Here is a 25578-nt window from a genome sequence, read left to right as displayed (position 1 = left end):
AGATATACTATTAACGAATAACATCTTTTTCTATAGTAAAAATAAATGTTCATAAAGGTTTCTAAAATATTGACAAAAATAATCCTCTACACTGTTGTGGGTTTATTATTGTTGGCTGTTTTAGGCTCTTTGGCACTTAGAAGTTCCTATTTACAAACCAAGATTGCCCAATATTACGCTCCAAAAATTTCAAAAGCACTTGGTTATCCAATCGAAATTGATAAAGTAACTATTCGTTTTTTTGATGAAGCTACGTTAGAAGGCGTAAGAGTAAAAGATTATCAGAATCATCAAATGATTGATATTGAAAAATTGGACTTAGATTTTCAATTAAAAAGTCTTTTACAAGATTCTCTGAAAACGAAATTAGATTATGTAAGATTGTATCATCCAAAAGTTGGTTTAGTCACCGACAAAAAAGGTGATTTGAATATTGATGAATTCATTCGTCGTATCAACAGACTTACGGCTTCGCCTACACCAAACCCAAACCATAAACCTACGCCATTTATCATTGGTGAAGCTGATATTGTGGAAGGTATTTTTAGCATGAATGATGAGTCGGAACCTTATATGAATGACAAAAAATCGTTCGACCATTATCATTTTAAACTCCACGAACTGAACGCTCACCTCAAAAATTTTACTTTGATTCGTGATACTGTTACTTTTCAAACTACGCTTAAAGCTTACGACCGCTCTTCTGATTTAAGAATAAAAACGCTAAAAACACATTTCTTGATTTCTGATACGCAAATGCGTTTTGATGATTTATTGCTGAAAGTAAATAATTCAGTGGTAAGGAATAACATCGTCATGTCGTTCAGAAGTCAAAAAGATTTCAAACATTGGAATGCAAAAGTAAGAATGCATGCCAATTTTGATTCGACAGTGGTTGTTGCAAGCGATATTGCTCGTTTTGTAAACGATATGTATCAGTACAAAGAGGTTTATTACCTCAACGGAAAATTCGATGGCACAGTAAATGATTTTAAACTCCAAAATTTCGATTTATACTTTGGTGAAAAATCTAAATTAAGAGGCGATTTTGCATTTAAAGGTTTACCCAATATTCCTACTACGGATATGAATTTCAACATGCGAAAATCGTATGTTTTTGTAAATGATTTAGAAAAATATATTGGAAAAGATCCTGTAAAAGCCATTGAAAAATTTGGGCATATTACTTTTGACGGCACTTTTAAAGGAAGTACTTCTAATTTTAAAACAACTGGATTACTGACTTCTGATTTAGGAAAATCGGACGTAGATGTTGCAATGGTTTTAAAACCAAACGAAGCAAATTCTACTTATAAAGGTTCTTTGAAATTAGAAGATTTTAAACTTGGGAAACTTATTGAAAATGCAGGTTCTTTAGGTGACATTTCACTTTCTGGAAAAATAGAAGGCGTTGGTTTTTCATTGAAAAATGCTAGTTTGAATTTCGATGGAACGGTTAAACAAATAGGTTACAACGACTATAATTACAAAAACATTGACATTAACGGCAAACTTGCCAAAGAGCTTTTTGATGGAAGAATTGCCGTAAAAGATACCAATCTTGTGTTGAATGTATTCGGAAAAGTAGATTTACGAAATGGAAAAAGTGACGTAGATATGCTTGGGAAATTATCGAAGGCTAACCTAAAAAATCTTCATTTCACTAAAGATGATTGGCGAATTTCTACTTTACTTGATATTCAAACAAAGGGGAAAAACATTGATGATTTAGTCGGAAAGGCAAATTTTATCAACACTTATGTTACGCTCGAACAACGAAATTTAATCCTTGATTCATTGTACATTACTTCTAAAATTGAAGATAGTACCAGAAAATTAAACATTGAATCAGATTTGGTTAATTTAAGTTTTAATGGAAATTTCAAGCCTAGTCAAGCTTTTGAAGATTTAAAAGTACTTGTTGAAGAATATAAAATTTACTTTGTAGGCGACGAAGCTACTCGAAGAGCCTATTATGCCCAAAAACCATTAACGCCTCCTCAGAATTACCAAATTGCTTATCAATTTTATCTCAAAAATTTCGACCCAATTCTTTCATTTTATTATCCAGACGGACATATTTCTAAAAAAACTTGGATAGATGGAACTTTCGGAATTAGCAATACTTCTACTTTCTCTTTGAGTTCAAAGATTGATACTTTGGTTTTGGGACAGAAATATCGTTTTTATCAGTCGGATATTGATTTAAACTCTTCAAAATTCTACAATACGCCCGAAATATTAGCGTCGTTAATCTTGAACTCTAAAAAGCAAAAAATTAGTGTCCTTGCGCCAACAGAACAACTTGACATTGATGCTTCTTGGGCAGATGAAGGCATTAGATTTACCAGTGGTTTAAAACAAGTAGGAACAACCAATTTAGTAAAACTCAATGGAAATTTAAAGTTTATTCCAGACGGTATTGCTTTACAATTCAAACGTTCAAGACTTCATTTACTTGATCAAGATTGGAACGTTAGTCCCGATAATGCCTTAACAATTATTGGTAATGAAATCACTGCCAAAGATTTATACTTGAGTAATTTGGAACAATTCATTGCATTGAACGGAAGTATTTCGGAAGATTCGCTCAAAAACTTAACTTTTCAAGCTAAAAACTTCAAGCTTGAAACCTTAGCACCTATCGTTTCCTTGAATATGAAAGGCTTGGTAAACGGTGAAGTTGAAGTAAAAAACATTTATAAAAGTATAAATCTTGATAGTCATCTGAATATCAAAGATTTGTATTTGGATAACTTTTTGATTGGCAATGTAACAGGCGATGGCGTTTTTGATAACGAAAGACAAATTGTAGATATTAATTATTCATTAGAGCGTCTTCAAAATCAAGTACTGAGCGTAAGGGGCATTTACGACCCAAAACAAAGTGAAAATTCACTTGATTTATTAGCTACTTTAAACCAAACAAATCTGCAAATTTTAGAGCCTTTTACCAAAGGACTTTTCTCTAAAATTGGTGGCGTAGCGATTGGTAATATCAATATTACAGGTAAGCCTTCACACCCGATTTTAGAAGGAGCAATTGATATTAAAAAAGGTACTTTGTTCTTCGATTATTTAAAATCTGTCTTAAATTTTGAAGATAAAATCACTTTTGAACCTGACGAAGTAAGAGCGAAGAGCCTTCGTTTAACCGACGATGAAGGCAATAAAGGAACACTAAAAGGAAGTGTTTTCTTTGATGGTGACAAAACATTCAGTGTAGATTTAAACACGACAATGAATCGTTTTAAAATCTTGAATACCCTCAGAAGAGATAACGATACTTATTACGGAACAGCTTATGCCACTGGAAAACTCAATTTAAGTGGCACTTTTGATAATCTTAACATTTCTGCCGATTTAAAAAGCGATAGAGGAACAAGATTATACATTCCGCTAGATAAAGCTCAAGATGCAGGAAATCAAGAAGAAATTGAGTTTTTAAGTGCAAGAGTAGCCAAAGATTCTTTGAATAAAAGTCAAGCAAAAAATGGTTCAAGTAGCGGTATCAAAATGGATTTCAATTTTGAAATCACACCTGATGCTTACGGAGAAGTACAATTCGACAAACAAACAGGCGATATTATGCGTGCCAATGGTTCTGGAATTATCAACCTAAAAGTTGATACCAGAGGCGGTTTCGATATGACTGGTGATTATAATATTGAACGTGGAGATTATACTTTTACTTTTCAGAATATTATCAACAAGAAATTCAATATTCAAAGAGGAAGTAAAATTTCATGGTCGGGTAATCCTTATGAAGCCATCGTTGATATTCGTGCCGCTTATACGCAAAATTTAAGTTATTTAGGTTCGGTTATTGACTCGACTGGTAGAGGAAGAGAGTTAAGAAACAAAGCGGATTATACTCGCCGTTATCCTGTTGATATTACGATTAATTTAAAAGATAGACTGTTACAGCCAACGGTTTCTTTCAATTTGAAAATGCACGATTATCCGCAAAACCCAGATTTTAATTCTGCGGTTACGGCATTCGAAAACAGAATGAAAACGGATGATCAAGAATTAAACCGACAAGTAAGTAATGTATTATTGTTGGGACAAATGGTTTCACAAACAAATTCAACTGCCTTTGCGACAGTCAACTTAGTAAGTAATTTAACAGAACTATTATCGAATCAATTGAGCAATGTTTTCTCGAAAATTGACCAAAACCTGAACGTCGATTTATCATTAAACGGAAACGGCTTGAATCAAGATTTGATTAACAATTTACAACTTAGGCTTTCATACAATTTCAACGACCGATTTAGAATTACGAGAAGTGGCGGTTTTACAACGGCTACCAATCAAACAAATGCCCAATCACTTATCGGCGACTGGGCATTGGAATGGTTTATTACAAAAGACGGAAGTTTGAGATTTAAAACTTATAATAGAAACTTACAAACGTCCATCTTGGGTGCTTTAAATACTTATCAAACCTTTACTTCTGGCGGAGCAAGTTTGCTGTACACCAAAAGCTTCAATTACTTGTTTTTAAATAGAAAGAAGGCTAAAAATCCACTTGCTGAATCAAACGAAGCAATCGTTAATCCGTAGTGAATGTCTTCATATTATCAAGTCAACCTCAAATTTCACCTTCAAAAACTCTCACAGCTGGCCCTATCAAAAAGACATTTTGATAGCCATTTTCAGTGCGTTCAAATTCTATTCTTAGTTGTCCTCCCATTACTTTAATATCCACAAATTTATCAAAGCCCAAACGAATATTGGCTGAAATAGCACAAGCCGTTACACCAGTGCCACAGGCATAAGTTTCATCTTCTACTCCACGCTCATAAGTTCTTACTGCCAAAGCATTTTCGCCTGTTACTTCAACAAAATTCACATTCGTTCCACCTTTACTTACAAAGGGTTCTCCGTAACGTATAGCCTTTCCAGTACTGTAAACATCATAATTTTGTAAATCACTTACATAAGTAACATAATGTGGCGAGCCAGTATTCATGAAATCGTAATCAGAAGTTTCCTCAATATTATTCACATCAATCATTTTCAGTGAAATTACTTCTTTTGTTACTTTCGCTTCGTGTTCTCCATCTACAGCGATAAAAACAGTTGAATCGCTAATAATACCCAAATCATGTGCAAAACGCACTAAACATCTTCCCCCATTTCCACACATCGAACCCTCCGTTCCATCAGAATTGAAGTAAACCATTCGGAAATCATAACCTTCAGCTTCTTGTAAAAGCATCAAACCATCAGCACCAATCCCAAAACGACGATGACACAACTGAGCAATAAATTCTTGTGAAATTGGGAAAGATTTCGATCGGTCATCTACCACTACAAAATCGTTTCCAGTACCTTGATATTTATAAAATTTCATCTTAATAATTATTCAAAACTTTAAACGCCTTAATTTTTACCCAATATTATATCGTTCTTTTAATATATTCAAATGATGACGCTCATGTCCAGCAATCATACAAACCAAAGCTCTTGCTGAAACCGCATGTCCATTTGTTATTCCAACTCTTAAAGCTACTTCTTCTGAAAAAGAAGAAAACAATGCGATAGAACTTTCTCTTACTAAACGATACTGTTCTAATAAAGATTCAAAAGGAATTTCATTAAAATGCGACGCATCCATATACTCATTTTCATTAAAACCAGGTAAAGATTGTTTTTCTCCTCTTGCAATACACAAAGCACGATACCCAAAAATACGTTCCGTATCAGTAAGATGACCTAAAATTTGTTGCGGAGTCCACTTTCCAACTGCATATTGATATTTTTTTTGCTCTTCAGACAAATTTTTATAGATTTTTTTCACAACACTTTCTTGTTCCATAAGTACTTCAATAACATTTTGACTTTCAACCTTTTCTATATAAAAAGAAAAATACTTACCATCAGGAAACTCGTTTTCAAAAGGCTTTCTCATATATTTTTTTGATTTTTTTTTGACAAAGGTATTGTATTCTAAAATAAAACGACTAATTTTGCATCACAATAAAACAACGACATAAACGCAAAGTTAAGAAGCTGTTAAATTGTAAAAAAGGTTTGGTAGTTCAGTTGGTTAGAATACATGCCTGTCACGCATGGGGTCGCGGGTTCGAGTCCCGTCCAGACCGCCAATTAAAAGTCTCATAATCAATAGATTGTGAGATTTTTTTGTTTTCAGTGCTTCATGTTACACTAAATTCAAATCAATACTTCATTCTTGCTTCTATTTTAAATTCTATTTTCTATCAAAATGCTATTGATTAAAAATAATCCTAACTTCTCTATAACAAACTTTGTAAAGATTAATTTTAATCTTTCATATCAATAGTATCAATGAATATAGATAAGATTATTGACGCAATTTTCGAATTGCCGGTGGAATCAAAAAATACGCTTAAAGAAAGTATTACTGAAGTTGCCTATCCCAAAGGTCATATTTTATTAAAAGCTGACAAAATTGAGCCTACTATTTACTTTATTAAAAAGGGAATCGTGAGGGCATATATCGACCAGAGTGACAACGAGATTACTTTTTGGTTTGGGAAAGAAGGTGAAACGATTATTTCTATGAAAAGCTATGTTGATAATCAAAATGGATATGAAAACATTGAGCTTTTGGAAGATTGTGAATTTTATAAACTGAACAAAAACGACTTACAAAAATTATTCGAGAAGGACATCAATATTGCGAATTTTGGTAGAAGGTTCGCAGAAAAAGAACTTATCAAAACGGAAGAAAGGTTAATCCATAGACAATTTAAAACTGCCTCAGAAAGATATAATAGTTTACTAAAAGACAGCCCTGATTTAATCCAAAGAGTGCAATTGGGTCATATTGCATCTTATCTTGGTATCACTCAAGTAAGTCTAAGTAGAATAAGAGCAGCAATAAGGTAGCAGTAATCCTTTTTTATCATTTGTAAAATTTTTATTCGACTCGCTTCAAGAACTTTGTCCGATAAAAAACAAAGGATATGAACTGGATTATTTTAATTATTGCAGGATTATTTGAAGTAGCATTCGCTTCTTGTTTAGGAAAAGCTAAGGAAGCTACAGGGAACGATGTTTATTGGTGGTATGGTGGCTTTGTCGTTACAATGACCATCAGCATGTTACTTCTTCTAAAAGCTACACAAACATTACCAATTGGAACTGCCTACACTGTTTGGACAGGAATTGGTGCTGTGGGAACTGTTCTAATGGGCATTTTTATCTTTAAAGACCCTATAAATTTTTGGAGATTATTCTTTATAACGACATTGGTTGGTTCTATAATTGGCTTGAAATCAGTATCTCATTAGCGGTTTTATCTATTGTTTTCTAAAGGCTTTTACAATAAAAGCTGTTCGTATTGAATTTGCGAAATTTCATACGAACAGCTTCAAAAAAATAGGTATAGACTCTTACTTAACTAATCACATCTCAATAATAAACAATAATGAATTTTTAATTATAGCCATTATTCTGAGTAATAGCAGCATTTTGTGAACGTACAATTTGTGGAATTGGTAATAATAATTTGTCGTTTGTAATGGCTTTTCCTTTTGTTGTAAGTAATGAAACAGCTCTGTTATTTCTTTTCAAGTCAAACCAACGATGGAATTCTAAAGCTAACTCTGTTCTACGTTCGTGTTCGATAGCTAAACTTAATGTAGAGTAAGTAGCTGGATAATTAGGTTCACCAAATTTTGGTAAACCTGCTCTACTTCTAACTAAGTTCAAATAACTAGCATCTCCTGTTGCTTCTGATAACATCAAGAGTACATCAGCATAGCGTAAAACCATAAAATTATTATTCGATAATGGATTCCCTCCGCCTAATACTGCATTAGTATGAATCCATTTGATAGGATATTTCTGTGCAATGAAAGTATTTCCATTGTTATAACCCAAAGCAATTGATAAATCTCTTCGTGGATCGTTGCTTTCATATTCATTGTACAAATCGTCGGTTACTTGGTTCATGCCAGAGCCATAAAATCCTAAGAAATTATTATTTGGATAAAATGTTTGATAATATCTACTGTATGGACTTGACACCGAACCACCTTGATATTGAATCTCAAAAATTGATTCTTTGGTATTTTTTACATTTGGCCCCCAAAGACTAGCATAGCTTGGCAATAATGCGTATTGATTACTGTTATATACTTCTTTCAATACTGTAGCGGCAGAAGTTTTATCTCCAATCGTTAAATACACTTTTCCCAACAAAGTTTGTGCTGCTCCTTTTGAAGCTCTACCGATTTTTGCACTTGGAATCGCAGAAGCCAAAGGCAATTTATCAATAGCAAAAAGTAAATCTTTTTTGATTTGTTCATACACCGCTGCTTGTGGCGAACGAAGAACGGCATAAGCTTCAGTACCTGTCAATGGTGTTGTTACGATTGGTAAATCTCCCCAAGTTTGCACCATATTAAAATAATACAAAGCTCTTAAAAATTGCATTTGGGCTTTTACTTCATCTTTATAAGCAGTACTTAGGCTGGCACCTTCTATTTTATTCAAAACAATATTGGTACTGAAAATTGCTTTGTAATAATCTTGCCAAAATTGATAAACCATAGTATTGGTCGTCATTAAAGAGTAATCTTTAAACTGCCATTTATCAGCCTGAATCCCCGAAATATTAAACATGATGGCATTATCGCTCATTTGTTCATTCACGTATGAAACAGGTCCTTCTGGATGATAAACCGTATAAAGCGTAGCATAAGCTGAGTTTACAGCTAATTCAAAATCATCAGTTGTTTTAAAATTATCGGCGGTTGCATTTGAAATGGGCGCTAATTCTAAGAAAGAATCACCACAACTTGTTGCCGTTAAACTAATGGCAAGCAGGAAGCATAATTGTTTTATTTTTTTCATCGTCGTATGTCTTTTTGAGGTTTCTTCAAACCAAAATATCTTCTTAAAAATCGAATTTTGCACCAATCGTTATTACTCTTGGAATTGGATATGAACCATAATCAACACCAACAAAAGCTCCGTTTGGTGCATTTCCAGAAGCATTTAATCCATTTGAAGTATTACCGTTGGCTTCTCCTGAGAAACTCGAAGCACTATAAGTAGTATTTTCTGGGTCATAATTGGTATAATGACTCCACAAGAAAACATTCTCAGCATTCATATAAATACGAGCTGTTTTGATTGGTAATTTTCTTAAAATACTTGCTGGTAAAGCATAAGAAACACGGATATTTTTTAATCTTACGAAAGACGCATCTTCAACCCATAAACTTGTAAATTGGTCTTGCAGACCCGTCAATCCTAAAGTAGCTCTGAAGTGCTGCCCGTCGCCCGGATCAGATTCCGAACGCCATCTGTTGGCTACTCCTGCGTACATATTACGTCCGTTGTTCCAGAAACCAGAGTAACGGAAATTTTGATTTACAATTTCGCCACCGAATGTTCCTTGAAGCATGAAAGAAAAATCAAAACCTTTGTATGAAAAAGTATTGGTTAAACCTGCCATAAAATCAGGCTGATAGTTTCCTAAAGTTGTGCGATCATCGACAGTAATTTTGTTATCACCATTTACATCTCTGATAATTGGGTCGCCCGGTCTTGTTGTTGAATAATGTGGATAAGCATCAACAGCCGCTTGATTTTTGAAAACTCCATCAACGATATATCCATAAAAATTAGATATTGGCTGACCAACTTCTGTTTTTACCGCAACCACAAAATCTGTATAAGTAATTGGTGCATTGCTTTGTCCTAATTGCAATACTTTATTGCGATTTAAACTAAAATTGAAATCAGTTGACCAATTGAATTTTCCTTTTACATTTTGTGTATTCAAGTTTAATTCAATACCTGTATTTTCCATTTTACCAATGTTGGTCAATTGTGTTGCAAAACCTGTAATATCAGGTACAGGAACATTCAATAACATATCATTCGTAGTAGAATTGTAATATTCAGCTGATAAACCAATGCGATTGTTCAATGTTTTTAAATCAAAACCGATGTTAAATTGCGTAGTACGTTCCCATTTTAAATCGGTATTGGCAATATTTCCAATGGTTAAACCCGGCGCAAGAGTTGTTCCTGAAACATAATTAGAAGAGTTCAACAAGCTTTTTGAACCATAATTTGGAATCTGATTATTCCCAGCCATACCATAGCTTACTCTAAATTTAAGGCTATTAATGGCATTAATATCTTGCATAAAATTTTCGTCTGAAACCATCCATGCACCAGAAACTGATGGAAAATAACCCCAACGAGTATTTGAACCAAATCGTGAACTTCCATCACGACGAATCGCAACTGTTAAGAAATATTTATTTTTGAAATTATACTGTGCTCTCCCTAAATATGAAAGCATCGACCATTCTGTAGCATTGGTAAAACCACTTGACACTACACCCGCATTAAGGGTTTCAACTAAATCGTTTGGAAAGTTTCCAGAAGTAAGCGAAGCAAATTCATTGCGTTGACTTTGCGCTGAATATCCTAATAATACATTAAGGTTATGTTCTCCATAAGATTTTTCATAGCTCAAAGTATTCTCGCTCAGCCAGTTAAACATATAACCACTTGTTGAGTAACCTTCTGCAGCTAAAACGCCTGAATAACCATAACCTTGTTTATTTACACGATAAGAATTATAACGAGTATTGTACAAATTGGCATTGATACTTGTTCTGAATTTTAAACCATCTATAATTTTATACTCTAAAAATGCTGTTCCTAAAGTATTAAAAGTCTTGTTTTGCTTGTGGATATAACGTGTTAATGAATACGGATGCCATAAATTCAAATCGTTATAAGCCACGTATTTATTCCAAACAGAATTAGGGTCACGGTAGCCGATGTTGCCATTTTCGTTATACACTGGAAAAATCGGGTCACTTTGTAAGCCTAAACTTACCACATCACTTTTTCCTTGTGTTCCATCAGTGCGGTCGAAAATACTTGTTACGCCAATATTCAAACCAATGGTAAATTGGTCACTTAATTGATGTTTAATATTCGAGCGAATAGAAAGACGTTTATAATAATTTTCGTCTAATACTGCTTGTTGGTTGAGATAAGCCGCCGAAAACATAAACTGTGTTTTTTCTGTACCACCCGATGCTGAGAATTGTGCATTTTGTGAAGGCGCAACTCTGAACATCACATCTTGCCAATCCGTCCCTTTTCCAAACTGTTGTGGATTTGTTAAAAATTCATCAGGAATTCTATAAGTAGAAGTACGAAGACTATTTGGGTCGCTCGCTTTATTTTTAGCGGGGTTCAAATCTACCCAAGCATTATTATGTGCATCAATATAATAGTTAATCCATTGCTGGGCGTCCATCATTTCTACTCTTCTTTCTACACTTTGCACGCCAGATTCATATCCTACACTAAAAGTTGTTTTACCCGGCTTTCCTAATTTTGTAGTTACCAAAATAACTCCATTCGCTCCTCTCGAACCATAAATTGCTGCCGAAGAAGCATCTTTCAATACTTCTACTGATTCAATATCTTGTGGATTTACCATGTTGAGGTTGAAGTTTTCAAGCGGAACGCCATCTACTACAAATAATGGATTCGTTCCTGCTGTAATTGAACTTACTCCACGAATACGAATAATCGGCGAAACACCTGGTGCTCCTTGTCCTTGTGAAATATTTACTCCTGCAATCTGACCAGCCAAAGCTTGCGTAACATTGCTAAAAGAACGGTCTTGAAATTGCTTGAAATTTACTGACGAAACGGCTCCAGAGACGGCTCTTTTACTTTGTGTTCCATAACCAACAACGACTACCTCATCCAATGATTTCTGGTCAATTATCATTGAAATATTAAAAACTGTACGTTTTCCAACAAGTACTTCTTGTTTTCCATAGCCTACATAACTAAAAACTAAAACGGTATTTTCGTCTTCAATATCTATTTTAAACTGACCATTCGCATCCGAATTAGTTCCTTTTACTGTACCTTTTATCGTAATGTTTACTCCTGCTAATGGACTGCCTTTTTCATCTTTAATCGTTCCAGAAACACTTTGAGCAACCGCAATTTCTTCCTTATTTTCCTCAACAGGAACAAAAGATTGTGAAGCATTTTCCAGTTTTCTTAACACAATTTGTTTATTCACCACTACGTAAGTAACAGCTAACGGCTTCAATAAACGTTCAAGTACTTCCGCCAATTTTTCATTCTTGGCTGATAAAAAAACTACTCGTTCTAATGGCACTACTTGCGAATTATACGAAATTCTGATTTGGGCAGTCTTTTCAATTTTCTGTAAAGCTGATTTTAGCATAATTCCATCAATTGATACGCTGATTTTTCTATTCAGCTCTTCTTGTGCTGAACTCTTAGCCCACGAGAAGCTCGTGAGAAATAAAATCATGAAAAACTGTAGTCCAGTTATTTTCATAATAGTAAGCCATAAGGCATTTGATTGTCGATTTTTTTTCATATAATTGTTCGTTTTTGGAATGACAAAAGCACAAAAATCCCCTTTCCCTCGCTAAGGGTTTATGTTCTTGAGGCATCAAGGGGATTGAAAGTAAAGGTGTTAGCAGTGGTGGTACATTGCTAATACCTTTTTTTATCGCTACGGAGGTAATGTTAAAGGAAAAATCATAAAATGTATATGTTATTGGTTACAACCTCGTGATTGAATGATAATCTTTTCGTTTACTACTTCAAAATGAGAATTTGGTCCTATTGCTTCACAAATCAATTTCAATTTTTCAAAAAGTGGTTCATCGGCTAAACTGGTCGTTAAAGAGCAATCAGCCAATAATTTTTCATCAAAATAAATCGTGACACCATAAGCTTTTTCAAGTGTTTGAAATATCTCGCTGATTGGCGAATCATTAAATTCTAAGCTTGGGGTAGCATTTGAAGTAATTGCTTTTACTTCAGCGAGTTCAACATTCGACTGATTTGCGCTATGACTTTCATTATTGACAACCACTTGTTGATTAGGCAATAATGTGATGGTATTTTCAGTACTTCCGCCTTCTTTCGGGAAAACCATTACTTTTCCTGTTTTCACAACCACTTTTACGTCGGTCGATTTCAAAAAAGCTTGAACGGTAAAACTCGTTCCCAATACTTTTACCACAACATCTTTGGCATGAACTAAAAAGGGATGATTGGCATTTTTTACGACTTCAAAAAAAGCTTGTCCTTTCAAATAAACTTCTCTGTTATTAGTATTTTCAAAAGTTACAGGAAAACTGATTGAACTATTGGGCTCTAAAAGTGCCGTACTTCCATCGGGCAATTGAACTGGCATTTTTTGTGCTGTTAAGTTTTCTTTTTCAAAAAACTTTCTATTGATTTTTGTTGATAAAAACTCTTCCGAAATATTATTTTGCCATAAATAAGCACCTAAACCTATTGTAAAAATGATGGCTACAGAAGCTGCTAATTTCAAAATCCATTCTCTATTTTTGAAAAACTTTAATTGAATAGGCTCTCGTTGGTTTTCTATATTATTAATTGAACTCAGGGTTTTATTCACTAATAATTCTACTTGAAAATCGCTCACAGTTTCGCCTTCTACTGCTGAAGCAAGGATAAAATCACTGGCTTGCTGCACGAGTAAGTATTGCTGAGGATTTTCATCAACCCATTTTGTCCAGAAATCATTCGGGTTTTTATAGCCTGAACGCTTCACCCAGTCCACAAATGATGGATTCAGAACAAAATCATCTATCGTATAATCATTATATTTTTTCATAAAATAATAACATGCTTTCTATATACAGTAGAAAGTATTGTTAAGGTTCATACTGCTTTTTGAATAAAAAAAATTAAAATATTTACAATTGACCCCAAAATGTCAATTTTCAAGGTAGGAAATGAAAGGTTTTACTCGAAATAAAGGAAAAGAAGACTAAGCCAAACAGCATCATTTGGGAAAACTGTGCGTAAAAAAGTAAGTGCTTCGTGAATAAGATTACCAACGGTTTGGTATTTAATACCCATAATATCAGCGATTTCCTGATTATTCAATTCTTTGAAGTATTTTAAATAAATTGCTTCTTTCTGGCGTTTGGGAAGACTATTTAGGTGTTGATTAATAATTTTTACACGGTGAAGTTCAGTTTCGTCCTGAATGATTTTTTCTTCGACAGAAAAACCAATGTCAAAATATCCTTCCGATTCTGAACCATCGTATTGAGGACTAGAAAAAGCATTTTTCTTTACTTCAGTAATAATTCTTCGTCTTACAGATGAGTAAATGTATGCTTTCACCGAACCCACATCTTCTTTCAACGTATGTCGATATTGCCAAAGCTGAATAAATACTTCTTGAATACAATCTTCAATAATTGAGTCATCACTGATCATTTTTCGACCATATCCAATCAGTGGTTTTGCATAAAGCCTCAGAAGCGTAGCAAGCGCATCTTCATTGCCATTACGCAAATCGTACCAAAGGGTTAATTCATCATATTGAGAAGATGAATACGACATAAATCTGAGGAATATTAAATGTTAATGTACTACAAACTAGGAAAGTAAAATACCAGTTACTAGAAAGGTAAAAAGAATAATATTCTACTCAAACATAAGCTTCATTTATTAATTGTTTTTTTCGAAAATTTTCGATTTTAATTAATATCTGTTTTCTTTTATGTCATTACTTCTAAAATATAAACTTGTAATAAGTCTTTGCTTTTCGTCTTATTTCCTTCAAAAAACATTTTTCCTTACATTTACTCCTATTTTATATATCATATTACTTTTAAATAGATGTTTGCGAAACTAAATTTCCCTGACTCTCTACATCCTGAAGAACTAGACGACTATCTTGCTAATGGATGGTTTAGAATGGGACAGACTATTTTTACGACCAATTTTCTGAAATTTTCAGGAATCATCTACAGCGCAATTTGGCTTAGAATTGATTTATCGACTTTTGAAAAAACTAAAACGCAACAAAAACTTGAGAAACTTAATGCAGGCTTTAAAGTTGTGATTCAGCCTATTCAGTTTAATGAAAAACAAGAAATCCTTTTTCAAAAATATCGCAATCATATCTCTTTTGATGCTTCTCCTTCTTTAGAAAATTTGCTTTTTAACAATGGTCAAAACGACATTTTCAATACTTATGAAGTAAGTGTGTATGACCAAGAAAAATTGATTGCAACAGGTTTCTTCGACTTGGGCGATAATACGTCTGCTGGCATTACTTGTTTCTATGACCCTGATTATAAAAAACATAGCTTAGGGAAATTTTTGATGTACCAAAAAATAGATTTTTGTAGAAATTTAGGAATGCACTATTTCTATCCGGGATATTTTGCTCCGGGTTATCCTTTGTTTGACTATAAATTGGATTTGGCCAAAAATAACCTTGAATACCTAGATATACATACCAACAATTGGCTAAGTTTTAAGCATTATTCAAATGAAAATATTCCTTTTTTAATCATGACCGAGAAGCTCAAAACATTATCTGAGCAACTGAATGAAATTGGTTTTGAACATACATTTTTTAAATACGATTACTTTGATGCCGATTTGATGACCAATTTAAATGGTTTGAATCTTTTCGATTTCCCTATTTTCATTTTCTGTTTTGAAGTAGATGAGAATAACCCAAGTCCGATTATTGTTTATGATATTCGTGACCAGCAATATCATTTATTACTTTCTACTAGTGTTTTCAGAACCTATGCCGACCAAAATCAAGGTGACCATTATAGTACGAATCTCTTAAAAACAATCAAGTACTTATACTCAAGTGCATCAGCCAATATCATGGCAAATGTGGTTTCTATGTCTTTAATCAAAACAGTATAATTATTTCATGATAATTATTCAAGATTTATATGTAATTTGAAAAAACATATACATCGGAAAAATGAAGGAAAAACTTAGAGTAATCATTACAGGTACAACGGGCATGGTTGGCGAAGGCGTATTACATGAGTGCTTGATGCACCCAGCGGTTGAAACGGTATTGGTAATCAATAGAAAACCTTGTGGAGTACATCACCCAAAACTGATTGAAATTATCCATGAAAATTTCTTTGATATTACTCCTATTCAAGATAAACTCACTGCTTACAACGCTTGTTATTTTTGTTTGGGCGTTACTTCATTAGGCAAAAAAGAACCTGAATACACTAAATTGACTCATACGCTTACTTTGCATATTGCCAAAATACTTAGCCAACAAAACTCTAACATGACTTTCTGTTATGTTTCTGGTGCTGGAACCGATAGTACAGAAAAAGGAAGAAGTATGTGGGCAAGAGTAAAAGGCAAAACCGAAAATGACTTAATGAAGCTTCCTTTCAAAAGAGTTTTTGCTTTCAGACCGGGTTATATTCAGCCGACAGATGGGCTGAAAAACACTCAAAGTTTTTATTCATACCTTAGTTGGCTTTTCCCAATTTTCCAGACTTTCTTTCAAAACTACGTCAGTACACTTACTCAAGTTGGTTTAGCGATGATTCATGCTACACAGCATGGTTATCCAAAAAACATTTTAGAAGTAAAAGACATCAATGAATTAGCAGGGATATAAAATCATTCCTATTTTTCCTGAACACACATAATTTCAACGAGGTTACGCTTTCCTTTTAATTGTATTTTACCGATTGATGTTACATCGTATTGGGCAGTAATGTTAACAATATCAATCAATTCTTTAGAAGCCAACAAGTGTTTTCCATAATCATTACAAACACTTTGTATTCTGGCGGCAGTATTTAAAGTATCGCCATGATAGGCAATATCTCGTTTAATTTCTCCAATTTCTACCGCTGTTACTTTTCCAAGATGAACCCCCGCTTTAAATTTTGGCACTGTGCCAAATTCGTTTTGATACACTGATGCTCGTTTGTTAAATTGTGCTTCACAGGCAAAGTAAAAAGCGATACACGATAAATCTTTCAGTCCTTCAGAGATTGTCCACGAAATCACAATTTCGTCACCTACATATTGGTAAATTTCTGCCCGAAACTTCGGAACTACATCGTTAATATCCATAAAACTTTCCTGAATAAAAGCACTGTATTTGATATGTCCTAAATTTTCAGCAATACTTGTTGATGATTGCAAATCCATAAACATAAATACTCTTTCTTCTTCTTTAGGAGAACGATACTTCCCTAACAAAAGAGGCACTAAAATTCCAGGGCCAAATTTTTTATTCATTTGGTTGATAAAACTGATGATGGCGTTCATGAAAAAAGTATGAAGCAGAAACAAGTAAAAAATATATTTCCACGATTCTTCATTCACTTTAATATTGCTTAAATCAATCATCGGAGCAATCAGTTTTTCAAAAAGTACATACTTGATGATGTAGAAAAGTATCAAGGAAACGATAAATGAGAGGATTGCTTTCAATATCATTACTCTTCCAAGCGATTTCCTTCTGAAAATCCTATTTTCTAAATAGTACTCAATCATTCCAAAAGAAAGCCCAAATAAAATACTTAAAATCAGTGCTAATAAAAAACTTGAACCCAAAGTATCGCCCATGACAAACTTGGCACTTGGCATAAACGAACGAAGTATTAAATAATTAATCAATCCAAAAGACAGATGTGCTATAAACCAAAAATTTATTTGGATTGACAAATGAGAAAATAATGGATATTTGGATGCCACTCGTATGGCTCTTGCGGTATAATCTAACCTTTCTGACATATATAATTCTATAAAACTGTTCTTAGATTTTGAGGTTTTAAACAAATAAAACGTTAGTTCTTGATAATATAATGCCTTTTGAAAATATTCAAATACTTATATTTTTTCCTTATTCAAACAAAGGCTTAAATTTAGGTTTTTAATGGCAATTATCCCATCCTTTGGCTATATGTCGCATGATAAAATCATTCTATTGTTAATCATCCTCATTATCACCACTGACTTTTATCATATTTTAAGCCTCTCCCTTGCCATAATTTTGTAAAAAAAACTTATATGGCAATCTTAATTTTCTTTGTAGCTCACTGGTATTTATCATTATTCTCTCAGACGTTCTTTTTACATCGTTATGCTGCGCATCAGATGTTCACGATGTCGAAGGGTTGGGAGAAATTCTTTTACTGGTTTACTTTTATCACGCAAGGTTCTTCGTTTTTAAGCCCAAAGGCTTATGGTATTATGCACCGTTTACACCATGCTTATGCTGATACTGAAAAAGACCCACACTCGCCAAGTTATTCTGATAACCTTTTCCACATGATGTGGAAAACTAAGGACTATTATAATGCCATACTTAACGACCGTGCTGGCATTGAGCCTAAATTCATCAAAGGTGTTCCCTATTATGCTTTGGTTGAAAAGTTAGGTGATAAATGGTTTGTTAGAATCGCTTGGGGTGTTTTATATACTTTGTTTTATATGAAATTTGCTACGCATACTTGGGAATATGCTTTGTTGCCAATTCATTATTTGATGGGGCCAGTTCATGGTGTAATCATCAACTGGTTTGCTCATAAATATGGTTATATCAATTTCAAAGTAAATGATACAGCCAAAAACTTATTACCATTCGATTTCTTGATGATGGGAGAATCATACCACAATAACCACCATAAATTAGGCGGAAGAGCCAATTTCGGTATCAAATGGCATGAATTCGATCCTACTTATCCAGTTATCTTAGTACTGAATTTATTACACATCATCAAACTAAAACGCAATAACGATTTGAATTATATGTGAAATCGGAATTGTGAATGAATAGTTAGTGAGTTGTGAATGAACGAATTAGAGACTTTAGATAAAATCATTCATTATTACTGGACAAATTCCTATTAGGAGGCGAATTAATTCGCCTCCTAATAGGAAAAAGGGCAATCGTTCATCATTTTTCTTTGAAATACCACATTATTTTGAAACTGTCCAGAAATCACTAATTCACAATTCACTAACTCTCAAATTCTCACTAAATCACAACTAATGTATGGACTTTGATGCAAAAACTTTTACGCTTGGCGAGCAATTAACTCCTGAACAAAAAGCGTATTTCGACCAATATGGATTTATTCATTTCAAAAATTTTATTTCAAAAGAAACCGTAGAAGCTTTTAAAAACGAAGCTCATCGTGTAGAAAAAGAATGGCTTGAAGCTGGAATTGATAAGATGAACGGCATTCCTTTGAAATTCGGGAAGGATGAAAAAGGAAATCCTATGATTCAGCGTTTATGTTTTTTATCACAACACAGTGCTATCTTGCATGAATATTTGCAAGACCCACGTTTGAAAGCTTTACTTACTTTGATTCCCAACAATGCGAATCGTATTGGCGAAGACGAAAAGGATGGTTTAGTTTTCAACCATTATGTGAATGCTGATAACAGTAAATTTTCGCAAATGGGTTGGCATACCGATAGCCCAAGAGATTTATTTTTAGGACAAAAAATATTGAAAATGCTCAACGTTGGTACGCATTTAGATGATTGTCCGATGGAAAATGGTGGCTTAAGAGTATTGCCGGGTACACACAAACTGAGTAAAATGAAAGTATTGTTTTTGAAGAAACAATTCATCGACCATAATCCAGATAAAAACGAAGTAGGTTTAAATATTGAAGCAGGTGATTTAACCGTACACGATGGCGACCTTTGGCATAGAGTAGAAGTTTGTCCGTTTACAGGTGAAAAATCTCGCAGAAGAGTTATGTATTTTCCTATTGTTCAAGGAAAGTATCAACCTAAAGATGAAAAAAGCAAAACTCCTTTTTATCATAAATTAGGGAAATTAGTTGTGAAGTGATAGTTGTGATTGAGTGAATTGTGAATTAGTGAATACTTCAATAGCTCAGTTGAAATTCTTACAGAAAATTCGAAAGTGTTTCGTAATATCTGAGATTGTTTTTCATATCAAAATTTCAAAAATCACTAACTCACAATCGATGGCGGACTGCTTACTAAATCACTCAATAATTCAACATGAAAAAGAATTTAGAAACCCGTGCTGACATAGAACTATTAGTTAATAGTTTTTACGATAAAATACGTGATAACGACACATTAGGCTATATTTTTGATGAAGTTGCTAAAGTAAATTGGGAAAAACATTTACCAAAAATGTATAGCTTTTGGGAGATGATTCTTTTCAACAAAGAAGGTTATGAAGGGCATCCGCTTCGCCCCCATTTGGTGATTAACAATCAACATCCGCTGAATCCACAACATTTCGCTACTTGGCTAACACTTTTCGAAGCTACAGTTGACGAACATTTTGAAGGTGAAAAAGCAGAAGAAATTAAAAGTAGAGCAAAAAATGTAGCCTTATCTTGGGCATTTAAAATTCACCATTTTAATAGTCCTGCATAAAAAAAATTTGTCCTCTTTCATGAAAGAGGACAAAACAAAATATTTATTCATCCTCAAATAAATGCAATTTAAAGAGTAGCAATTCAATCAAAAAACTTAAATCTAGCTATTCAAAGCTCATTCCTTACTCCTCTGAACTAAACGCTATTTCATTTCTACAACTAAATCGGTACTTTTGGCAATTCGCTCAACACACAATCTAAGTACATTTCTAATTGAAATAACACATGAAAATTATCTATTTTCTATTAGTACCCCTCCTATTCTTTTCTTGTAAAAAAACACAGGAACAAACACAAGCCGAAATCATGAATATTTCGGAATCAGTTTATGCTTCGGGAATCGTGAAAAGTAAAAATCAATATCAGGTTTTCTCAAAAGTAAATGGCATCATCGACGAACTCTATGTGAAAGATGGCGATTTTGTACAGAAGGGACAGCCTTTGATGAAAATCTTTAATCAAACAAGCAAACTCAATACCGAAAACGCAGCTTTGCTTGCAGCCAATGCAGATGTAAAAGCGAATGAAGATAAACTAAAAGACTTAAGTATTGCGATAGAATTAGCTCACAAAAAACTTCAAAACGACTCTTTACTTTTTCTTCGTCAAAGTAATCTTTGGTCACAACAAGTTGGTACTAAAGTAGAATTTGAACAAAGAGAATTAGTTTATGCCAATTCTAAAATAGCTTATCAATCTGCCATTTTGAAATACAAAGAACTGAAACGACAAGTAAATTTTTCAGCGGCACAATCCAAGAAAAACTTAGCCATTAACCAAACCATTGAAGCGGATTACACTTTGAAAAGCGAGTACACTGGTCGCTTGTATAGTTTACAAAAAGAGAAAGGCGAAATGGTAAATGCACAATCAGCCATTGCTATTATCGGTGATGCCAACCTATTTAGTTTAGAGCTACAAGTAGATGAAGATGATATTGTTAGAGTAAGTATCGGACAAAAAATCATGGTAACATTAGATAGTTACCAAGGTGAAGCTTTTGAAGCTGTGGTAGAAGAAATTGACCCTTTGATGAATGAAAAAACAAGAGCGTTTACTGTAAAAGCAAATTTTACAAAACAGCCTAAACTCTTATATCCAAACCTAACGGTAGAAGCCAATATCATCATCCAAACCAAAGAAAAAGTTCTGACAATTCCACGCAATTATTTAATAGAAGACACTTACGTTCTGAATGAAAAGAACGAAAAAGTAAAAGTAAAAATAGGTTTAAAAGATTATCAGAAAGTAGAAATCCTATCGGGTTTAACGGCTCAAGACATCATTCTAAAACCTAACAAATGAACGCAAAACTTATCATCAGTATAGCCAAATCGCTATTATTAGCTCGCTGGCGACAAACACTTGTGGCAGCAATAGGCGTTACATTCAGTATCACGATGTTCATCACACTTTTAGGTTTTATGAATGGACTGAACGATTTATTGGATAATTTAATCCTCAACCGCACGCCTCATGTTAGGCTTTTTAATGAAATAAAAGCCAATAAAAACCAACCCATTAATCTTTCTGAACGCTATAAAGCTTATCATAATTTTATAAGTTCAATCAAACCAAGTGGTAATAGTATCGAAATTCGTAATAACGGACTCATCATGCAGGCACTTCGTAATGATGATAGAGTATTGGGAATTTCACCAAAAATGACAGCTCAAGTATTTTACAATGTTGGCGACATTGATATTACAGGAGTGGTAAATGGCGTAGATGTAGAAGCAGAAAGTAAATTATTCTTCTTTCAAGACTATGTTACCGAAGGCTCTTACCTCGATCTAAAAAATGTTCCTAACAGTATTATTTTGGGGAAAGGTGCTGCTGAAAAAATGTTAGCCAGAATTGGTGATGTTATTCAGATTACAACACCAAAAGGCGAACGTTTTCCTTTGAAAGTAGTTGGTTTTTTTCAATCTGGTATTGTTGAGATTGATAAAGTACAGAGTTATGCGTCCATCAAAACGGCTCAGAAATTATTAGGACAAACCAATAGTTACGTTACCGACATCCAAGTAAAGTTAAAGGACATCAAAATGGCTCCAGCTCTTAGCAAAGAGTACGCCCATGTTTTTAATACTGATGCTGAAGATATTCAAACTGCTAATTCACAGTTTGAAACGGGAAGTTCTATTCGTTCTTTGATTTCTTATGCCGTAGGAATCACTCTGTTGATTGTGGCAGGTTTTGGAATTTATAATATCCTGAACATGATGATTTATGAGAAAATGGATACCATTGCGATTTTAAAAGCTACAGGTTTTTCGGGTAAAGATGTGAATAGAATCTTTATTACGATTGCCCTAAGTATTGGTTTCTTTGGAGGCATAACTGGTTTGATTTCTGGCTTTTTACTTTCCTCAGTCATCGACCAAATTCCCTTTAATACGGCAGCATTACCTACAGTGACGACTTATCCGATAAATTATAACGCAAAATTTTACTTTATTGGCATATCGTTCTCATTAATCACAACCTATTTCGCTGGACTTTTCCCTGCACGCAAAGCAAGTAAAATCGACCCTGTGGACATTATTAGAGGAAAATAATATGCAACATTCAACCATTATTGAGGCTAAAGCCATCAACAAAAGTTTCCACGACCCCGTGACGATTCCGATTTTGAAGGATATTAATTTTTCTGTCAACAAAGGAGAATTTACTTCTATCGTAGGAAAATCTGGCTGTGGAAAATCGACTTTGCTGTATATACTTTCTACAATGGATACTGCTTATGAAGGAGAATTATTGATTGATGGCATCAGTATGCAAGGCAAAAAAGAGCAAGATTTGGCAAGAGTAAGAAATGAAAAAATTGGTTTTGTATTCCAATTCCATTACTTATTGAATGAATTTACTGTACTACAAAACGTTATGTTGCCCGGTTTGAAACTCAATAAATATTCAGAACAAGAATTAGAACACCGAGCAATGGAACATCTCAGAAAATTAGGCATTGAAAAACAAGCGTTGAAAAGTGCCACACAACTTTCAGGTGGAGAAAAACAAAGAGTAGCCATTGCCAGAGCCTTAATTAACGACCCACTGATTATTATGGGAGATGAACCTACAGGTAATTTAGATAAAAAAAATACAGAAGTAGTCTTCGATATTTTTAAGCAATTAGCCATAGAATACCAACAAGCACTATTAATCGTAACTCACGACCCAAGCTTTGCCAGTCGTACAAATCGAATTATTGAAATGGAGGATGGACGGGTGATTAAATGTTAGAAAATTCGTATTTTTCATTTTAAAATATGAAAAGACATTTATCATGAAATATCAGATTCAATATGACCAAAATGAGCATTTACCTAACTTACTTGGACTAAAAACCAATGAAGAAGTCGCTTTAGCTGAATTTGAAGGTTTTCTGAAAGCAGAAATTCTATTGACAGAAAGTTTAAAGAATAATACTAAGCTAAACGTAAAGTACATTTTTCGAATTCATCAGTTAGCACTTGGTCAACTATATGAATTTGCAGGAAAATATCGAACTGTAAATTTATCTAAAGGAGGATTTGTATTTGCTTCAGCTCAATTTTTACACCAAAGTATGTTAAGTTTTGAAGAAACATTTTTAAAAGAAATACCCAATTCTACTAATATTATCACACAAGTCGCCAAAACACACGCTGAACTACTATTTATTCATCCTTTCAGAGAAGGTAATGGCAGGACTTCAAGGATATTTACCAATTTGTATTGTAGGAAATATGGCTATCAAGCTCCAAAATGGGAATTAATCAATGAGCAAAATTTAATGGAATCTTATATTAGAAGTGTTCAACAAGCTGGTTTACAAAATTATAAACCAATGGAAAAACTTATTGAACAGATTTGGGGAGGCTCTTTACAACCTTAACCAATACTTCCTGACCTACAGATTGAGGAATTACGATTCCCTCAATACGTGCAGAAGCAATGGCAGAAGCTAAAATACGCTGCCTCAGAGCCTGTCTATCTGATACATTTATTGACTTTTTCATATCTTAAATTTACACAATTACTCTTCATTTAACAAATAAAGTATTGAACAGAAACTCTTCGATTAAACCAAGTATAAGAAGCTTTGAGATTTTTCTATCAAAATCTCAAAGCTCACTCCTCACAGCTATTTATCAATAACTCAACTCCACAATTTCTTTCACTATCGCTGGTGTGATGTCTTTACGTTCACCAAGGGCTTTCCAACCTCTTTCTGTGAAACGTTTTTCGATAAAATCTGCTGTTTTTGCATAATCATCCGTGTATTCAGATAAGCGAGTTTTTACGCCTAATTCATGCAAAAAGGCTACTGTACGGTCTATCGCTGCATTGGCTTTTTCTTCTAAAGTTCCTTCGGTGATATTCCAAACTCTTTGTCCGTATTGTGCCAACTTTTCTTTTTTATTCTCGAAACGTACTTTATAAAGATTAGGGAAAATTATCGCTAAAGTTCTTGCATGGTCAATATTGTACAAGGCTGTTAGTTCGTGACCAATCGCATGAGTTGCCCAGTCGGTCGGAACGCCTTTTTGTATCAAGCCATTCAAAGCCATCGTACAACTCCACATAAAATTAGCTGCTGCCTGATAATCACTTGGGTCTGCAATGATTTTTGGAGCTACTTCTACCAATGTTTGTAAAATACTTTCTGCAAAACGGTCTTGTAATAAAGCTCCTGCTGGGTAGGTCAAATACTGTTCCAAGACGTGCGTATAAGCATCTACAATACCATTTACCAATTGTGTCTTAGGAATACTTTTGATTACCTCTGGATCAAGTACCGAGAACTTAGGAAATAATCCTGGGCCGCCCATTCCTAATTTTTCATGGGTTGATTTACGAGTAATTACTGCTCCAGAATTCATTTCAGTTCCCGTTGCTGGTAAAGTAAGTACTGTTCCGAAAGGCATTGCCTTTGTTGTACGCACGGGCTTGGTTAAAATCTCCCAAGGGTCGCCATCATAATCTACGGCTGCCACTAAGAATTTCGTTCCATCAATCACCGAACCTCCGCCTACTGCTAATACGAAATCAACCTTTTCAGCACGCATGATTGCTACGGCTTTCATCAAAGTTTCATAACTTGGATTTGGTTCGATGCCTGCAAATTCTATTACTTTTCTGCCTGCTAAAGCTTTGGTTACTTGTTCATAAACACCATTGGTCTTGATGCTTCCTCCGCCATAAGTCATTAATATCGTTGCGTCGGCAGGAATTTCTTTGGCTATCGTAGCGATTTGTCCCTTACCAAAAATGATTTTTGTGGGGTTCTGAAAATCGAAATTTAACATGTTGATGGTTCTTTGTTTGTTTATAAAAC

The 25578-nt window shown here is 34.0% G+C and carries 20 protein-coding genes and 1 tRNA gene; 13 read left to right on the top strand and 8 right to left on the bottom strand.

Annotated elements, in window-relative coordinates; all coding sequences use genetic code 11:
• Window positions 1–69 precede the first annotated feature (69 nt).
• Window positions 70–4569, top strand: a complete 4500-nt coding sequence (locus VB776_RS09325) for a translocation/assembly module TamB domain-containing protein (RefSeq protein ID WP_323328315.1) — start codon at window positions 70–72, stop codon at window positions 4567–4569.
• A 28-nt stretch (window positions 4570–4597) separates the two neighbouring features.
• Here VB776_RS09325 and dapF read toward each other — a convergent pair whose 3' ends face one another.
• A complete protein-coding gene (gene dapF, locus VB776_RS09320) occupies window positions 4598–5362 on the bottom strand; it encodes a diaminopimelate epimerase (RefSeq protein WP_323328313.1) in 765 nt (254 codons plus the stop codon).
• Window positions 5363–5398: 36 nt separating this feature from the next.
• Window positions 5399–5920, bottom strand: coding sequence for a DinB family protein (locus tag VB776_RS09315; RefSeq protein ID WP_323328311.1), 522 nt, complete (start codon window positions 5918–5920; stop codon window positions 5399–5401).
• Between the two features lie 119 nt (window positions 5921–6039).
• On the opposite strand from VB776_RS09315, the gene VB776_RS09310 reads away from it, so the two are divergent.
• The 3 genes from VB776_RS09310 to VB776_RS09300 all read left to right on the top strand — a co-directional run bounded on the left by VB776_RS09310 (window position 6040) and on the right by VB776_RS09300 (window position 7286).
• Window positions 6040–6116, top strand: a tRNA-Asp gene (locus tag VB776_RS09310).
• A gap of 202 nt (window positions 6117–6318) precedes the next feature.
• A complete protein-coding gene (locus tag VB776_RS09305) occupies window positions 6319–6882 on the top strand; it encodes a Crp/Fnr family transcriptional regulator (RefSeq protein ID WP_323328309.1) in 564 nt (187 codons plus the stop codon).
• A 77-nt stretch (window positions 6883–6959) separates the two neighbouring features.
• Window positions 6960–7286: a DMT family transporter gene (locus VB776_RS09300; protein ID WP_323328307.1), complete on the top strand. Its 327-nt coding sequence runs from the start codon at window positions 6960–6962 to the stop codon at window positions 7284–7286.
• A gap of 145 nt (window positions 7287–7431) precedes the next feature.
• Here VB776_RS09300 and VB776_RS09295 read toward each other — a convergent pair whose 3' ends face one another.
• From VB776_RS09295 to VB776_RS09280, 4 genes are all read right to left on the bottom strand, one after another.
• On the bottom strand, window positions 7432–8853 hold the full coding sequence (locus VB776_RS09295; protein ID WP_323328305.1) for a RagB/SusD family nutrient uptake outer membrane protein: 1422 nt from the start codon (window positions 8851–8853) through the stop codon (window positions 7432–7434).
• Window positions 8854–8896: 43 nt separating this feature from the next.
• Complete coding sequence (locus tag VB776_RS09290) at window positions 8897–12406, bottom strand: TonB-dependent receptor (protein WP_323328303.1); 3510 nt, start codon at window positions 12404–12406, stop codon at window positions 8897–8899.
• A gap of 180 nt (window positions 12407–12586) precedes the next feature.
• Window positions 12587–13681: a FecR family protein gene (locus tag VB776_RS09285; RefSeq protein WP_323328301.1), complete on the bottom strand. Its 1095-nt coding sequence runs from the start codon at window positions 13679–13681 to the stop codon at window positions 12587–12589.
• A gap of 131 nt (window positions 13682–13812) precedes the next feature.
• A complete protein-coding gene (locus VB776_RS09280) occupies window positions 13813–14421 on the bottom strand; it encodes an RNA polymerase sigma factor (RefSeq protein ID WP_323328299.1) in 609 nt (202 codons plus the stop codon).
• A 279-nt stretch (window positions 14422–14700) separates the two neighbouring features.
• Here VB776_RS09280 and VB776_RS09275 point away from each other — a divergent pair, with 279 nt between their 5' ends.
• Both VB776_RS09275 and VB776_RS09270 read left to right on the top strand, forming a co-directional pair.
• Window positions 14701–15753 (top strand): arginyl-tRNA--protein arginylyltransferase, encoded by a 1053-nt coding sequence (locus tag VB776_RS09275; RefSeq protein ID WP_323328297.1) that lies wholly within the window; start codon window positions 14701–14703, stop codon window positions 15751–15753.
• Between the two features lie 61 nt (window positions 15754–15814).
• Entirely contained in the window at window positions 15815–16483 is a 669-nt protein-coding gene (locus VB776_RS09270) for a Rossmann-fold NAD(P)-binding domain-containing protein (protein ID WP_323328295.1), read from the top strand.
• 8 nt (window positions 16484–16491) lie between these two features.
• On the opposite strand, the gene VB776_RS09265 is transcribed toward VB776_RS09270, so the two are convergent.
• Window positions 16492–17613 carry an adenylate/guanylate cyclase domain-containing protein gene (locus VB776_RS09265; RefSeq protein ID WP_323328293.1) on the bottom strand — a complete coding sequence of 374 codons (1122 nt, stop codon included), beginning with the start codon at window positions 17611–17613 and terminating at the stop codon, window positions 16492–16494.
• A gap of 276 nt (window positions 17614–17889) precedes the next feature.
• Here VB776_RS09265 and VB776_RS09260 point away from each other — a divergent pair, with 276 nt between their 5' ends.
• From VB776_RS09260 to VB776_RS09230, 7 genes are all read left to right on the top strand, one after another.
• Window positions 17890–18636, top strand: a complete 747-nt coding sequence (locus tag VB776_RS09260) for an acyl-CoA desaturase (RefSeq protein ID WP_323328291.1) — start codon at window positions 17890–17892, stop codon at window positions 18634–18636.
• 241 nt (window positions 18637–18877) lie between these two features.
• The gene (locus tag VB776_RS09255; RefSeq protein WP_323328289.1) at window positions 18878–19690 is read left to right on the top strand and encodes a phytanoyl-CoA dioxygenase family protein; all 813 of its coding nucleotides are present in this window, start codon (window positions 18878–18880) and stop codon (window positions 19688–19690) included.
• Between the two features lie 176 nt (window positions 19691–19866).
• Complete coding sequence (locus VB776_RS09250) at window positions 19867–20253, top strand: group III truncated hemoglobin (RefSeq protein ID WP_323328287.1); 387 nt, start codon at window positions 19867–19869, stop codon at window positions 20251–20253.
• Window positions 20254–20480: 227 nt separating this feature from the next.
• The gene (locus VB776_RS09245; protein ID WP_323328285.1) at window positions 20481–21560 is read left to right on the top strand and encodes an efflux RND transporter periplasmic adaptor subunit; all 1080 of its coding nucleotides are present in this window, start codon (window positions 20481–20483) and stop codon (window positions 21558–21560) included.
• Window positions 21557–22816, top strand: a complete 1260-nt coding sequence (locus VB776_RS09240) for an ABC transporter permease (RefSeq protein WP_323328283.1) — start codon at window positions 21557–21559, stop codon at window positions 22814–22816. Before VB776_RS09245 ends, VB776_RS09240 begins: the two co-directional genes overlap by 4 nt.
• A 1-nt stretch (window position 22817) precedes the next feature.
• Window positions 22818–23501 (top strand): ABC transporter ATP-binding protein, encoded by a 684-nt coding sequence (locus tag VB776_RS09235; RefSeq protein ID WP_323328281.1) that lies wholly within the window; start codon window positions 22818–22820, stop codon window positions 23499–23501.
• A 43-nt stretch (window positions 23502–23544) separates the two neighbouring features.
• Entirely contained in the window at window positions 23545–24135 is a 591-nt protein-coding gene (locus VB776_RS09230; protein WP_323328279.1) for a Fic/DOC family protein, read from the top strand.
• Window positions 24136–24391: 256 nt separating this feature from the next.
• Here the strand turns inward: VB776_RS09230 and VB776_RS09225 are convergent, their stop codons facing one another.
• On the bottom strand, window positions 24392–25549 hold the full coding sequence (locus VB776_RS09225; protein WP_323328277.1) for an iron-containing alcohol dehydrogenase: 1158 nt from the start codon (window positions 25547–25549) through the stop codon (window positions 24392–24394).
• Between the last annotated feature and the right edge of the window lie 29 nt (window positions 25550–25578).

This window comes from Arcicella gelida (assembly GCF_034931025.1).
Lineage (GTDB): Bacteria > Bacteroidota > Bacteroidia > Cytophagales > Spirosomataceae > Arcicella > Arcicella gelida.
Note: the sequence above shows the minus strand (reverse complement) of the source record. Positions and strands in the feature narration are given on the sequence as shown.